Here is a 16,366-nt window from a genome sequence, read left to right as displayed (position 1 = left end):
TCAATTAGAGGTTATTCATATTTAAGGGCATCTACAGGGTTGGATTTTGCTACTTTCACTGATTGTATGCTTACTGTGAGACTCGCTATAACTAATGAGATCAACAGGGCGGCGCAGAAAGGTATTAGTGTAATTGGTACCCGAAAGTCATAATTTGAAAGCCATTTGCTGACGATTACATAAGCCGCGGGAAAAGCAATCAGGTTGGCTATTGCTACCAGTTTGATAAAGTCTTTGTTCAGCAGGCTAAGGATATTTATATTACTGGCACCTAAAACTTTACGGATGCTAATTTCTTTTTTTCGCTGTTCTGCCATATAAAGGGCTAGTCCAAGTAATCCTAAACAAGAGATAAAAATCGCAAAGCCGCCAAACCAATTCGCAACAATGCCCAATTGTTTCTCATTATTAAATTTCTCTTCGAAATTGTCATTAACAAATTTCCTTTCTACCGGGAAACCGGGATTAATCCCGTTGACAACCGCATCAATTTGTGCGATTGAATTGCTCAGGTTCTGATCTGGGCTGAGCCGTAATACAGCAACTGCTGAGTTATTGTCATTGTGACCAATGATCATTGGCAATGTCTTTTCAAATGGTGATTCAATTACAAAATCTTTGACGACCCCGACTATGGTCACATTCCCATCCCCCCATTTGATCATACTTCCGACCGGATGCTTTAAACCCATTACTTTTACAGCTGTCTGATTGAGCAATACATTCTTTTCGTCGTTAAAATTGGCTGAAAAATCTCTGCCCATAATAATTCCGGCATCAATTGTTTTGATAAAATCATAGCCTGCAAACCGGTAGTTGAATAAAATATCCCCATTTTTTGGTTTCCCAGGCCAGCTTATATTAAAGGCCCTTTGTCCCATCCGGTTTATACTACGGCTAAAACTGGCGACGCTGGTCACCGATCCGGTTTTTAGCAGCTGTTCTTTTAGCAGTTTAAATTTACCTTCTCCCTGCAGGGCACCGACGAGATTAATCTCCATCAGGTTATCTTTATTATAACCAATGGGCTTGTCTTTTATGTAGTTAATCTGCTGATAAATGACAGTGGTACAGATAATAAGACATGCCGCAAATACGAACTGAAATACAACCAGGATCTTCCTTACCGGCAGCGACGATCCTCCTGCTTTTCCAAATCCTTTCAGTACTTTGACCGGTTCAAATGAGGACAGGAAAAATGCCGGATAGCTGCCGGCTATGAGACCAGTAAACAGGGTTAACACCATCAGTGCCGTCCATGATGTCCAATCTGTATAGTCAATGATTAAGTCAGTATTTAACAGTTGGTTAAAATAAGGAATGCTGGCTTCTATTAAAATAAATGCCAGGATCAGTCCCAATATGGTGAGCAGAAATGATTCTACAATAAATTGGGCGATTAGCATTTTTCTTGTAGAGCCTATAACTTTCCGTACACCCACTTCTTTTGCTCTTTTTTCTGATTTGGCTGTAGAAAGATTCATGAAATTTACGCAGGCGATTAAAAGAATACAAAATGCCAAAAGAAAAAAGGTCTTTACCTGACTGATCTTACCCCCTACGGATTTTCCGTTCTGAAAATCAGCGTACAGGTGCCATTTCGATAAGGGGTGCAGGAGTGCTTCATTTCCGGATTTGGGATCACTCCGCTCATAAATGCTCTTAATGAGCTGACTCGCGGCGCCAAACGTTTTTTCATCATCAAGCTGGAGCATGGTCAGGCAAATCATCGCCTGCCAGCCCGCGTCTTTCATCCATGGGTTCTTATTTTCAAACAGGACCCAGGGTAGTAGGTATTCAAATTGTATACTGCTGTTTTTTGGCAGATCTGCAATAACCGCCTCTACTTTCAGAACATCTTGATTATCTAATTTTACCGATCTGTTTATCGGATCTTCATTTCCGAAAAGTCTTTTGGCCAGCGTTGCTGTAAGGATGACTGTATTTACCTTTTGCAGCGCCTGATCAGGATTGCCCTGGAGAAATTTATAATCAAGCATCTTCAAAAAATCATTGTCTGCAAAAACAGCATTTGTCTTGAAGCTGTTCTCACCATTTCCGATCAAATGGGCTTCAGGATAACTGGAATGAGAGGCGTATTTAACACCAGGAATTTTTGCTTTAAGTTCCGGAGCAAGCAAGGCAGGCGTCCATGCATAACTGGTTTTATCTGTTCCGGTATCGTGATTGGTGTAGATGATATAGGTATTTTTATAATTTGTAAATTGCTTATCATATCCCCATTCATACTTTACGTAGAGCAGCAATATCATACAACTTGCCAGTCCAATGGAAAGCCCGCCAATATTGATAAGGGTGAAACTTTTGTTTTTCCAAAGGTTACGTAATGCGATTTTAAGGTTCAGTCTAAACATAGTTTTCAGGTTTATTCATATTTAAGGGCATCTACAGGGTTGGATTTTGCTACTTTCACTGATTGTATGCTTACTGTAAGTATGGCAATGAGGAACGAAAGTCCAATAGCAATGACAAAAGGCAATATGGAGATGCTGATCCGGAATTCATACGCCGAAAGCCACTTGTTGATAACAATATAGGCGATTGGAAAAGCGATCACGTTGGCAATAGCAACCAGCTTGAGGAAGTCTTTATTGAGTAAAGTCAGGATATTGGTGTTAGTTGCTCCAAGAACTTTGCGAATGCTGATCTCTTTTTTGCGCTGCTCTGCCATGTACAATGCCAGGCCGAGCAATCCCAGGCAGGAAATGAATATAGCGAAACCGCCAAACCAGTTGGAAAGTGTTCCCAAAAGTTTTTCATTTCTGAATTTGAATTCGAAGACTTCATCAATAAATTTTCGGTCAACCGGAAAGTCGGGCTCTATTTGCCTGATCAAATGGTCTATTTTTTCGAGCGATGTACTGACGTTTTGATCAGGATTCAAACGGGCAATGATCACCGACGCCCCATACCTGTAACTCGGGTAAAAGAACATTGGAGAGACCTTCTGATAGGCGCTTTCAACTACAAAATCTTTAACAACACCAACATTTGTAAATTTAACGTCGCCCCAGTATATGGTGGCGCCTACCGGATTTTTAAGCCTCATCATTTTCACCGCAGCCTCATTCAGCATGATGCTGTTGCTGTCTTTTTGGGATGTTGCAGAAAATTCTCTGCCATTAACCAATTCCGTACCGATGGTTTTTATAAAATCACTTCCTATACCTCTGTTGTTAAATAAAATGGATTCGCCGGGGATTTTCCCTTCCCAGGAAAGATCTGTAGTATTGTTACCGCCTTCCGTGATGCTTGTGCTAAAAAACGTAATGTCAGTCGCTGCACCAGATTTTAGGAGCTGCGATTTAAGCAGCGCTAACTTGCTGTCGCTGCCCATTTTACCTTTTACCTCAATTTGAATTAAATTGCTTTTATCATAACCGATTGGCTTATTCTGAACATACCTCAGCTGCTGATAGATGACGGTAGTGCAAACAATTAAACATGCCGCGAAAACAAACTGAAAAACAACCAGGGCTTTACGGACAGAGACTGAGGAGTCCGATTTAAGTTTTAAACCTTTCAGCACTTTAATTGGCTCAAAAGACGATAAATATAGCGCAGGATAACTTCCGGCTGCAAAACCTGTAAACAGAACCAAGCCAAAAAGTGTGATCCAAAAAATAATGTCCTGGTAATCTACATGCAGGTCAATGCTTAAGAGATTGTTGAAATAAGGCAAACTGACCTCTGCCAGGATAAGTGCTAAAACGGTGGAGATAAAGGTTATAAATACAGATTCAAGCAGGAACTGACTTATCAACGATTTGCGTGTGGATCCTATTGCTTTGCGTATACCGACTTCTCTTGCACGGCGTTCAGAGCGTGCAGTCGATAAATTCATAAAGTTCACACAGGCAATCAAAAGAATGCAAAAGGCAAGCAGCAGGAATATTTTAAGCTGTTCAATTTTTCCCCCGACAGATTTCCCGTTTTCGAAATCGCTGTACAAATGCCACTTGGTCAACGGGTGAAATAATGCTTCTGAATTATTTTCTTTCTGATTTCGTTTATAGATGCCTTTCATAGCGGCATTTGATTCCGCAAAAAACTTATTGTCTTTCAGTTGCACCAGGGTAAGACACATATTACTGCCCCAATTGATCCCCTTCGACCAGGGTTCTCTTTTCTCAAACAGGGCCCAGGGCATGAGGCATTCAAAAGTTATACTGTTATTGGCAGGCAGGTCCTCGATTACACCCTCTACTTTTAACACATCCTGGTTTTCAAGCGTTAGCGTTTTATTTATCGGATCATCGTTACCAAATAATTTTTTGGCAAAAGATGCGGTAAGGATAATCGTGTTGACATCATTTAATACCTGATCCCGATTTCCCCTGATAAATTTATAATCCAGTATCTTCACAAAAGACTGGTCTGCAAAAACAGCCCTGCTTTGCAATTTTGTATTTCCATAACTGATGAGCTGAGAACCCGGATAAGTAGAATGCGATGCATATTTGACTCCGGGTATTTTTTCCTTTACCTCATTTGCCATTACAGCTGGCGTCCAGGCCCAGCTATATATTTTGCCGTTAGCAGCCCCGTTTTGATAAACTACATAAGTTTTATCAGCATCTGTAAATTGTTTGTCGAAACTCCATTCATAAGCTACATATAGCAGCAAAACCATACAGCTGGCAAGGCCAATGGCCAGACCACCCACATTAATGAGTGTGAAGCCCTTGTTTTTCCAAAGGTTACGTAAAGCGATTTTGAGGTTGAGTTTAAACATAGCGTTGTCAATTAGGGATCATTCATATTTAAGGGCGTCAACAGGATTTGCTTTTGCGGCTTTAAATGCCTGAAAACTCACTGTTAGAAAGGCGATTATACTTGTTCCAAATATGGCCAGAGCTATAATCCACCAGGAAATCACTGTTCGGAACTCAAAATTACCCAGCCATTTAGTCATCACGTAATAAGCCACTGGTACACCGATTATAACTGCGACCAAAATCATTTTCATAAATGACACAGAGAGTAACTGCATAATACTTGCCACTGAAGCACCAAGAACCTTACGTACACCAAATTCCTTGGTGCGCTGCTCTGCGCTATAGGCTGCCAGACCAAAAAGCCCCAGGCAGGATATGAATATGGCCAGTCCGCCAAATAAGTTAGATAAGATACCAAGAACTCTTTCTCCCTGTAGCTTTTTTGCATACAGATCGTCAACAAATTTCAAATCAACAGGATAAGCCGGATTTATTTGTTTGGTGATCTGTGTAATCAATTCAACGTTTTTTGTTAAGCTATTTTTTGGATTCAGGCGCATAGTGATCTGACCTCCCCAGCCTTTGCTAAAAGCAACCACCATAGGCCGGTCTGTAAAGTATGGAGATCCCCAGATAAAATCTTTGAATACCCCCACCACAGTGAAGTCATTTCCATGGTATTTTACTGGCGTACCAACCGGATTTTTAAGGCCCATTAATTTCACTGCAGAAGTGCTTAACATTAGCGCGGCAGTATCCGACGCAAATGACTTAGAAAAGTCACGACCAGAAACTATTTCTATTCCATTTGTTTTGGTAAAGTCGTAGGTAGTAGCTATCTGATTAAAAATTACATCCTTATCTGCCTTACTCATTCCAGGCCATTCGAAATTCCAAAAACTAGAGCCGCTATTCGATAAACTTAAGGACGACTGATATAAGGCCGTAACGGCACCAGATTTTAATAGCTCTGTCTTAAAAAGATCAAACTTCTTTCCCAATTCACCATCCTGAGGCATCTCGGCCAGAAGATTAATGTCATAACCCACCGGTTTGTCTTTAATAAACTGAACCTGCTTATAAATAACCAGTGTGGCAATAATCAGAATAATAGCAAAACTAAACTGACCAATAACCAACACCTGCCTTAAACTAACAGGAATAACTCTTGTTCTTGTAATTTTTCTTTTTAAAGTCTGTATAGGATTAAAAGCAGAAAGATATAATGCAGGATAACTTCCTGACAGCAATCCTGTCAGCAGAATTACACTTAAAATACCAATCCAATACCTGCTGCTGTAATAATTAATACTAAGTTCTATATTCAGCAGGTTATTAAATGTCGGCAATAAGATTTCCGTCAATACAACAGCAACCAATACACTAATAACCGTTAGCAGAATAGATTCTGTCAGGAATTGTGAAATTAAGGAAGCCCTGCTTGCACCTATTGTTTTTTTAATACCCACTTCCTTCGCCCTTCTCTCCGATTTGGCTGTTGCCATGTTCATAAAGTTAATACAGGCAATAAGCAGGATGCCAACGGCTAATGCGATAAATAAGTAAATACGTTCAATATCACCACCCACGCTTTTCCCATTTACAAAATTCCCGAACAAGTGTCTGTCAGATAGCTTAAATATAAAAGCTTCGTCTGTTGCATCTTCATTGTTCCTTTTTATTATTCCCTTCAGTTTAGCATTTATGGAAGAAATATTGGCCTGCTCATTTACCCGAACTACAGTTTGCCAGTTGTAATTGCCCCACTGAGGGCGTTTTACCCAATCTACAAGTGTTTCAAATAAAGACCATGGCATTAGAAAATCAAATGTATTTGAGTAATTGGCAGGCAAATCCTTAATAACACCTGTAACCTTTAAATCTATCTCGTTGTTATAACGAACTGATTTGTTAAGTGCATCGCCATCTTTAAACAGCAACTTTGCCATCCGTTCGGTTAAAACAACAGATTTAGCTGTGTTTAAAGCTGTGGAGGGATTGCCAGCAATAAATTCATAATTAAAGATTTTCAGATTATCAGGATCAGCATATTTAGCCTCTTTTTTAAAACTATTTTCTTCATTGGCTATTAACTGTTGTCCGGCATTACAGATGCGGCTTACAGCCGCAATATCGGGAATTTCAAGTTTTATAGCCGGGCCGATTGCATTACTTGTGGCATCTCCGGTTTCCTGAATATTACCTTTTGCATCCACAAAATTGGTCATTACCTGATAAACATTTTCCGAGCCTTTAAATTGCTTATCAAAACTCCATTCATAAGATACATACAGTAGCAACAAAAGGCATGATGCAAGCCCTATTGCTAAACCGACAACATTAATTATCGATGAAGTTTTATGTTTCCAAAGGTTACGTAAGGCTATTTTTAGGTTGAGTTTGAACATTTTGTGTTATTTAAAGGTTATTCATATTTTAATGCATCAGCAGGATTTGTTTTAACTGCCTTTCTGGCCTGGATACTTACTGTAAGCACAGTAAGAACCGTTGATAGCAATGCTGCAATAAAGAAGGGAAAAAGCGGAATATCTATTCTATAAGCAAAAGTTTCTAACCATTTCTTTGCCAATACATAAGCCAATGGCCAGGCAATAAGATTAGCAATCAGCACGATCCAGATAAAAAACGTATTTAGCATTTTAAACATTTGGAAATCTGTAGCACCAAGTATTTTTCTGATAGATATTTCCTTAATTCTATTGTTGGTTGTAAAGGCAGAGAATGCAAAAAGACCTAGTACGGCAATAAATATGGTTAGCAATGCCGCAAAGAAAAATACAGATTGAAGCTGTTCCTGTTTTTTAAATAGCTTGCCATATAACTCATCCAAAAATTCATATCTGAAATCCTCACCATCAAGCGTATTAATATCCGACCATTGCGACTTAAGTGCCGCAAGTGCAGAAGTCATGCTATTTTGATCGATATTCACCATGATCTTTACTTTCTTATTATTGCATGGATTTTTTATCGCATATATTGTTGGCGCTACGGCTGATTCAAATCCCTGGGCTTTAAAGTCCTTTACGACTCCAACTATTTTATAATCCATATCACAGCCTCTGATGATCTTACCTACCGGATTAGTTACTCCATAGCGTGCCACGGCAGTTTCGTTCAGAATTGCAGAACCGGCCGTATCAGCCATAAAATCCCGGGAGAAAAAGCGTCCATTTTTCAGCTTGATATCCAGCGTTTCGAAGTAATCAAAGTTCACATCCAGAAAGTCCATTGATATCTCCTGATTTTCCAGTTTGTAATTATTTGTGCCCGGTTTAGATCCGTCAGGTATGTCTGAAGCTACAGTTACATTGTTCACTCCAGGTATTTTCATGATTTTGTTTCTGGCGGCCTCAAAATCTTTAGGAGTATTATAGAACTGGATATTTTTTATAAAAACCACTTGCGATGGTTTAAACCCTTTGTCCTCAGCCCGCATGTATTTTAGCTGATTGTTTACGATCAGCAATCCTGCAATAAAGATGATGGCAATTACAAACTGGCCCGCCAAAAGCGAATTCCGTAGCCATAATGTGCTGTAACTGCTTTGCAGGTTACCTTTCAATACTGATGCCGGTTTATAACCGGAAAGTACCAGCGCAGGGTAAATACCCGAGATCAGAGTAACCCCTATCCATATCAATAGAAGTTGACCAAAAAGAGCCGTACTTCCATGCCATATAGACAATGGGATACCAAATAGCTTGTTGAATACAGGAAGCAGCATCTCCGCGATAATAAGCCCCATTATCAAAGCCAGCAGGCATTGCATAAAAATCTCTGCAAGAAACTGAAAGGTAAGGTTAAAACGATAGGCCCCCAACACCTTCTTTACCCCAACTTCTTTTGCACGTTTGGTAGCCTGAGCAATAGTAAGATTTGTAAAGTTGATACAGGCGATAATAATAATCAGCACGCCTAAACCAAAAAGCGCAACAACGATCTTATAACTGGCATCGTTGCCTGCCATTGGTCTTAAATGCAGGTTCTTTAAAGGATCCAGAAATATAACCGATCGCGCTGCAATTCTACGATCGTTTGCAGGCATACCTCCTTTAATCAGCTCTGCCTTAAAAAGATGATCTATTTTTTGCTGAAGCGCTTCAATATTTACGCCCTCCTTAACCTGTATAAAGGTTCTATAATTGTTTGTTCCGTAATCCTTATTGTCTAAACCTATGTCCTTTGAAAGCGATATGACATCAAACTTTATATTAGAATGTTCATCTGTCCTTTCAATTGTACCAAATAATTTAACAGGTTGTGCATCTTTTTTGGGCCCAAGGCCAACCATTATAGGAAATACTACTTTCTGATTTGGGAATAGTTCTTTGACAAATAATTTGGGTACATACAACTGAAACCCGGGATCGTTTTCATCAACTGACTTTGCGTCGGGCCATATGTTGAACATTTTAGCCACTTTAAAATCCATCAACAAAGCCTTGGTCGAATAGACCCTGCCTTTTTCCGTATTAAGCGGGAATTCAAACCATGTGGTGCTCATCTTTCCAGCCACTTCAACTTCCGGAAAATTATCCTTAATCAATTTGGACAGCGGTGCGGGCGTATATTCAGTTTTAAAATCCGGCAGGCTTCTTCCTACCTGGTAAATACGGTCATAACTCTTTAAGTCCTTGTCATAGCTGGTTTCATAGGTAACATACAAAATCACTATGATAAAAGCAGCGAGTGCAATGGCTAAACCTCCAATATTAATGGCAGTATAAACTTTGTTTTTCCAAAGGTTTCGCAAAGCGATTTTCAGGTTCAGTCTAAACATGTCTATCTTCTTTATTCGTATTTTAAAGCATCTACCGGATTGGATACTGCGCTCTTGTAAGCCTGAAAGCTCAGAGTAAGCAGGGCAATGAGGAGCGTCCCAGCAGAAGCAAGTGCAATAACCCACCAGGATATCGAAACATGGAATTCAAAATTTTGCAGCCATTTGTTCATGGCATAGTACGCCAGTGGGACAGCAATAATTATAGCCACCAATATCAATTTTACAAAGGACAGGGAAAGTAATCCCATCAGATTAAAAACGGAGGCACCCAACACCTTGCGCACACCAAATTCTTTTGTACGCTGTTCGGCACTGTACGCTACCAGGCCAAATAAGCCAAGGCAGGAAATGAAGATGGCAAGCCCTCCAAACAGATTTGACAAGATACCTAAAGTCTTCTCGCTTTTGTATTTCTCTGAATATATGGTGTTCAAGAAGTTAATTTCTACAGGGTAGGCCGGGTTAATTTGTTTGGCTATTTTATTTATTGCACCAATATTTTGCGATAAGCCAAGCTCTTTATTTAACCGCATGGTAATGGTGCCTGTGTGCCCTTTATCCAGGTATACCACCATAGGATTATTTGATTGGTAAGGAGAATCCCAGATATAATCGTTAAAAACACCGATAATCGTACATTTATTACCAAAAATGCTGACGGTTTTGCCCACTGGTTCTTTGTATCCAATTGTCTTCGCCGCCGATGCACTGATCAGGATCGCCGTGGAATCTGATGCGTATTGCTCAGAGAAATCTCTGCCCTTAATCAGCCTGATGCCATTTGTTTTGACAAAATCGTATGTTGTGGCTACTTTGTTAAACACAATTCTGTTTTCTGCCTGCGCCATCCCATCCCAGCGGATGTCTATAAAATTGGAATTGTGGTGGGATAGACTGACGGACGACTGGTACATCGAGGACACCGCCCCTGAACGTAACAATTCAGTTTTGAACAAATCGTATTTGGTTTTCAATTCTCCTTCCTGCGGTAGCTCTACCAAGGCATCAATATCGAATCCAACCGGTTTATCTTTAATGTATTTAATTTGCCAGTAGATGACCATTGTGGAAATGATCAGGATGATGGCAAAACAAAACTGGCCTACGACAAGTACTTGCCTTAAACTGACTGATAAAAAGCCAGCAGATCTGATCTTACCCTTCAGGTTTTGAACCGGGCTAAATGAGGACAGATAGAATGCCGGATAACTGCCGGCGATTAAACTGGTCACAAAAACAATCCCTATTAAATACAGCCAGTTTGCTGCATCGAAATAAAACAGGCCAAGTTTGATATCCAGCAAATGATTGAATGTTGGCAGGGAAATTTCCAGTATGGCAATGGCCAGAACAACTGCTACAAATGTCAGCACCATTGACTCTGTTAAAAACTGAAAAACTAATGACCTGCGGTTTGCACCAATTGTTTTTTTTATGCCAACTTCTTTTGCTCTTCTTTCTGACCTGGCAGTGGCCATGTTCATGAAATTGATACAGGCAATCAGAAGAATTCCGATTGCAAGTCCCATAAAAAGCCAGATTTGTGTGATGTCACCACCTACGCTTCTACCTTGTTCAAACTTTCCGTATAAATGTATTTTAGTCAGCGGATAAATGAAAAACGCATCTTTCAGATCGCTTGTGTTTTTCCCGGCAATAATCCCTATTTTTTGATTGACAGCATCTATATCAGAATTGGGCGCAAGTAAACACAATGTAATGTAACTAAAATTGTCCCAGACGAGCTGAGCGGCATTTTTATCTACTGTTTCATAAAACGACCAGGGCATCAAATAATCAAACTTATTGGAACTATTGTCCGGCTGGTCTTTGATGACTCCTGTTATTTTCAAATCAGTCTTATCCTGGTACCGAACCGACTTATTTAACACATCTGCAGTACCGAAAAGCACCTTTGCAGTACTCTCGGTCAAAATCACAGAATGAACTTCATCCATTGCAGTTGCAGGATCACCTGCAATAAACTGATAATCGTACATTTTGAAGATGTCCTGCTCGGCGAAGCGGGCATCTTTCTTAAAGCTAATGTTCCCGTTGGAAATTAACTGCTTTTTGCCATAGTTCAATCTGCAGATCGCTTTTATTTCAGGAATACCCTGCCTAATGGCCGGGGCCAGTGCGGGAACGGTTCCATCGTGTGTCATGGAAATTTTTCCGTCATCACCTTTGAGGTTTGACATTATTTTGTAAACCTGTGCTGCGTTTTTTGCCTGCCGGTCAAAATTCCACTCGTAGGAAACATACAGCAGCAGCATTAAACAAGCAGCAAGACCGATAGCCAGCCCGATAACATTGATGAAAGAAGAAACCTTATTTCTGAAAATGCTGCGCAACGCGATTTTTAAATTCAGTCTGAACATGTTTATCTTGTTTATTCGTATTTTAATGCATCAACAGGTTTGGCCCGGGCAGTTTTATAAGTCTGCAAGCTTACTGTAACAATGGTGATCGCAACAGAAATTATTGAAGCTGCAAGAAATGGCCAGACGGTAATGGTAGTACGGTAAGCAAACCCTGAAAGCCAGTTGCTTGATAAAATATAAGCCAGCGGGACGGCTATCAGATTTGCTATGATTACAAGTATTAAAAACCCTTTATTAACCAACTGTAAGATATCACCTGTTTCTGCTCCCAGCACTTTTCTGACCCCAATTTCCCTGGTGCGTTCCTGGACGGTAAAAGATGCCAGCGAAAATAAACCAAGAACGGCTATCGATAATGTAACATAGGTAAAAATGTTAAAAAGCTTATCTAACCGCACATATTGTACATATACATTGGCAAAACTTTGATCAAGCCAGGTGTACTGAAAAAGAAATGGCTCAACAGACTCCCAGGTTTTCTTTATTTCTGCTATCGTTTCCTGCAGGTGCTGCCCCTTTATCTTCAGCACCACATTCTCTGCACCATTGGTGCCCCTGCCCTCAATTACAAAAGCCGTGGGCTCGGCTGCAGTTTCCATACCCTTTTGAATATGATCTTTAACAACACCTACTATCGTTCTGTCCTCAATCCATTTACTGCCAATGAGTTTCTGCAAGCCATATTTTTTAACTGCCGATTCATTTACTACGATACCGGTGCTGTCTGTTCCAAATTGCTCAGAAAATACACGCCCTGTCTGGGCCGGCATGCCCATCACCTGAAAATAGTTGAAGTCTACCGTTACCACGCTCAGATTTTGTACACTCTGTCCATTAAATTCCCTGCCAATTACCTGCATTCCCTTCACACCAGGATAATAATTTACCCGGCTTACGGCTTCTACTCCGTTTATTTTTTCAAGCCGCCGCTTTATCTGATCAAAGTTCACCCTGTTTTCCCCATTCCTAATTTTAAAGATCAGCACATGGTCCTTATTAAAGCCTACATCCTGGTTTTGAATATAAGTAACCTGCTGCCTGATGATCATCAGGGAAACCATAAACACTGTGGCCACAATAAACTGAACAGAGATCAGCGTTTTGCGCATCCACAAACTGCCGGTGCTTCTTGAAAAATTTCCTTTTAAAACTTTTACCGGTTCATAATTGGAAAGAAAAAAGGAAGAATACCCTCCAGCCAGTATAACTACTGCCAGCATCACAACAGAGATCTGGAGGATCAGCTTGCCGGGGTTCTCATAATTTAGCAGCGACAGATGCAGGTCCATTAAGTTGTTTAACACAGGCATAAATACCTCTGCCAGTACAAATGCCAACAGCAAGGCCACAATACACTGTATGGCCGAATCTGTTAAAAAATAGGTGATCAGATTCCGTTTACCAGCCCCCAAAACCTTGCGCACACCTGTTTCTTTTGCCCGCTTTACCGATTGTGCTATAGACAGGTTGGTAAAATTGATACAGGCAATAACCAGTAAAAGGCCGGAAAACAAAAGCAGCATATTAACAATTACTGCATTGCCTCTTTTTGCAGGATCCTGTGCCGATGTTCCATGTAAGTAAATATCAGGCACTGGCGTAATAAAAACCTCTGCAGTTTTTAGCCACGTTTTCTCTTTTATAACAGGCATCCTTTGAAAAGCCTGATTGATCTTTTTCTTTAAGGTATGTTTATCTATGCCTTCCTTTATCAGAAGATAGGTGAAAAAATTTCCGTTATTCCAGCCATCTCCTTTAGATGATTTCTTTATAAAACCATCAAATTCCATATGCTCGGGGGTATTTGGTTCCTCGTAAACCCCGCTCACTATGTATTGTTTCTCCTTATCCACCTGCAATGTCTGTCCTACAGGATTGGTTTTGCCAAAAAACTGCTCACTGGTTTTCTGGCTCAAAACAACCTGATTTCCTGATAATAGTGCCTTACTGGCCTCGCCGTAAATAAATTTATAGGGAAATAGCTTAAACCATGAGCTATCAACCCCCATAATATGGTCTACATAGATCTCGTTCTTTCCCTTACTTACCAGCCTTTGTTTCATATCCCAGACATAAAAACGACCATAATCCAGAATTTCGGGCAGCGTTTCCTTTAACGCCGGGGCAAGTTCAGCCGGGCTCGATGAATATTCCTCTTCGTCTGGTGCCCATTTAATAGAAAGGCGATAAATATTTTTGGCATTCGGATTCCAGGTATCATAGCTTTTCTCGTTGTTTGCAAATAGCAAGATCATAATAAATCCTGCCAGACCAACCGAAAGGCCAAAGATGTTAAGTGCAGTATAGCCTTTGTTTTTCCAAAGATTCCGCAAAGCGATTTTGAGGTTCAGTCTAAACATAGCCGCCCGGTTTTAAATGTGTTAAATCAACTCTTCAGTTCTTCCTTTGTTGATCTTTTCAGAGATGACATGTCCATCTTTCAGGTTGATGATCCGGTTGGAGAAACTGGCATCATGCGAAGAGTGGGTCACCATTACTATGGTTGTGCCGGTTTCATTCAGCTCGCACAGCAGCTCCATAACTTCATTGCCATGGGAGCTGTCGAGGTTTCCAGTCGGCTCATCGGCAAGTACCAGCTTAGGCTTGGTCACCAGCGCACGCGCCACTGCCACCCTTTGCTGCTGCCCCCCTGATAGCTGCTGAGGAAAATGCCCGCTCCGGTTTACGATATTCATCCTTTCGATGATTTCATTGACCAGGCGTTTTCTCTCTGTGGCGGGGACCTTATTGTAGATCAGCGGAAGCTCTATGTTTTCAAACACAGTCAGTTCATCGATCAGGTTAAAGTTCTGGAATACAAAACCCATATTGCGTTTCCTGAAATTGGAACGCTCCCTGTCATTCAGCTTCAGTAATTCTGTATCAATGAACTTGTAACTACCGCTTTCGGGCTTGTCCAAAAGACCCATCACATTCAGGAGTGTAGATTTCCCGCAGCCTGACGGCCCCATTATAGAAACAAATTCTCCTTCTTTTACGTGAAGGTTGATACCGTTCAGGGCAGTCGTCTCTATTTCTTCAGTCTTGTAAACTTTTTCCAGATTTTCAATTTTTATCATGGCTGTATTTTTATTTGTCTATTTCTATGATATCGTATTGTGTGAACTGATCGTAAGATGAAGTGATTACTTCCTCCCCTTTTTGCAGGCCTTCAAGAACCTCATAATAAAGGTAGTTTTTACGCCCTATTTTTACATTTCTTTTGGTGGCTTTGCCGTCTTTCAGTACGAAAGCCCATGAGCCGCCCGTGCTCTGAAAGAATTGTCCTTGTGCAAGCAGCAACGATTTGCTGTTGTCTGAAAGGGTCAGCTTAACCTGCAGAGATAAACCTCTTCTCAATTCCTCAGGCGACTTGCCGTTAAAAACCAGCTCTACCTGGAACTGCCCGGCTGTAACTTCAGGAATTACTTTTTTAACCGTCAGCTGATAGGTTTTGCCATTAAATTCACAATTGGCCGTCTGCCCTTCTTTCACCCGGTTCACATAATATTCATCCACACCCGCCTGCAGTTTGTAACCCTGCATCACATCGATTTTACCCAGCATTTCATTGGTATTATAGGATTTGCCAATTACCGGATCGTAAGAAGAGAGTCTGCCGGCTACCGGGGCTTTGATGGTCATGTTTTCGATATTCTGCCTGATGGTCTCCAGGCTCTCGTTCATTCTGCCTATGGAAAAATCTATTTGCTGCAACTGCATCACCCGGCTTTGATTTTCCTGTTTTACAGCTTCTTTCAGGATCTTCTTACGTCCCTGGTAATATTCATAGTCCTGGCTGGAAATGTTAAATTCCTGAAGGGTAATTACTTTTTTTGAATATAAAGTGCTGTCTATTTTGTATTTGCGTGTAGCTGTTCTCAGGCTGTTTTCAATTTCCATCATGTCCTGGCTCATGACACGCTGGTTTTGTTCAAGATCCAGTCTCAGCTTTCGCAGCTGGTTGATCTGCTCCGTAATGCTGGTTTCCGAAGAGGTATAGCCCGATAAAGCATTGGGATTTGCAATTCTGAGGAGCGGCGTCCCTTTGACTACACTGGCACCATTTTCTGTGAATATCTCGGCAACCGTTCCGCCCTCCGGCGAACTTACAATTACAGAAGTCAGTGGAACTACACTTGCATTTAACAATACCACATCCTCAAAATCGCCATAAATCACTTTACTCACGGTAATTTTATCCGCATCAGCTTTATAAACCTTATTCAATGACAAACTGTATCCATATGCAACAAGAGCAACAAATAATATTCCTCCTGTGAGCATTAGGATCGTTTTTTTATTGAACCTCTTTTTTTCTATTATCTTATCCATTTTATAACAAGTGCTTTGACACTGATCGGTACACCAAGCTTATGCCAATCAAGAAATACAGATTTATCTAGTTGTATTACAGAAGTTTAATTAAAATTCAG

At 40.6% G+C, this 16,366-nt stretch carries 8 protein-coding genes; all 8 read right to left on the bottom strand.

The features are described from left to right. Positions 1 to 11: 11 nt before the first annotated feature. From QEP08_RS08610 to QEP08_RS08575, 8 genes are read right to left on the bottom strand one after another with little or no spacing between them, the layout of a single operon-like run. A complete protein-coding gene (locus QEP08_RS08610; protein WP_285057320.1) occupies positions 12 to 2,375 on the bottom strand; it encodes an ABC transporter permease in 2,364 nt (787 codons plus the stop codon). Positions 2,376 to 2,386: 11 nt separating this feature from the next. After that, entirely contained in the window at positions 2,387 to 4,756 is a 2,370-nt protein-coding gene (locus QEP08_RS08605) for an ABC transporter permease (protein WP_285057319.1), read from the bottom strand. Between the two features lie 18 nt (positions 4,757 to 4,774). Continuing rightward, entirely contained in the window at positions 4,775 to 7,147 is a 2,373-nt protein-coding gene (locus QEP08_RS08600; RefSeq protein ID WP_285057318.1) for an ABC transporter permease, read from the bottom strand. A 17-nt stretch (positions 7,148 to 7,164) separates the two neighbouring features. Then, positions 7,165 to 9,543: an ABC transporter permease gene (locus QEP08_RS08595; RefSeq protein ID WP_285057317.1), complete on the bottom strand. Its 2,379-nt coding sequence runs from the start codon at positions 9,541 to 9,543 to the stop codon at positions 7,165 to 7,167. Between the two features lie 11 nt (positions 9,544 to 9,554). Continuing rightward, positions 9,555 to 11,927, bottom strand: coding sequence for an ABC transporter permease (locus QEP08_RS08590; protein WP_285057316.1), 2,373 nt, complete (start codon positions 11,925 to 11,927; stop codon positions 9,555 to 9,557). Positions 11,928 to 11,938: 11 nt separating this feature from the next. Then, positions 11,939 to 14,290 carry an ABC transporter permease gene (locus QEP08_RS08585; protein ID WP_285057315.1) on the bottom strand — a complete coding sequence of 784 codons (2,352 nt, stop codon included), beginning with the start codon at positions 14,288 to 14,290 and terminating at the stop codon, positions 11,939 to 11,941. 21 nt (positions 14,291 to 14,311) lie between these two features. Continuing rightward, complete coding sequence (locus QEP08_RS08580; protein ID WP_285057314.1) at positions 14,312 to 15,010, bottom strand: ABC transporter ATP-binding protein; 699 nt, start codon at positions 15,008 to 15,010, stop codon at positions 14,312 to 14,314. A 10-nt stretch (positions 15,011 to 15,020) separates the two neighbouring features. Further along, entirely contained in the window at positions 15,021 to 16,265 is a 1,245-nt protein-coding gene (locus QEP08_RS08575) for an efflux RND transporter periplasmic adaptor subunit (protein WP_285057313.1), read from the bottom strand. Positions 16,266 to 16,366 lie beyond the last annotated feature (101 nt).

Source organism: Pedobacter ginsengisoli, assembly GCF_030244015.1.
In the GTDB taxonomy this organism is placed as follows: Bacteria; Bacteroidota; Bacteroidia; order Sphingobacteriales; family Sphingobacteriaceae; genus Pedobacter; species Pedobacter ginsengisoli.
Note: the sequence above shows the minus strand (reverse complement) of the source record. Positions and strands in the feature narration are given on the sequence as shown.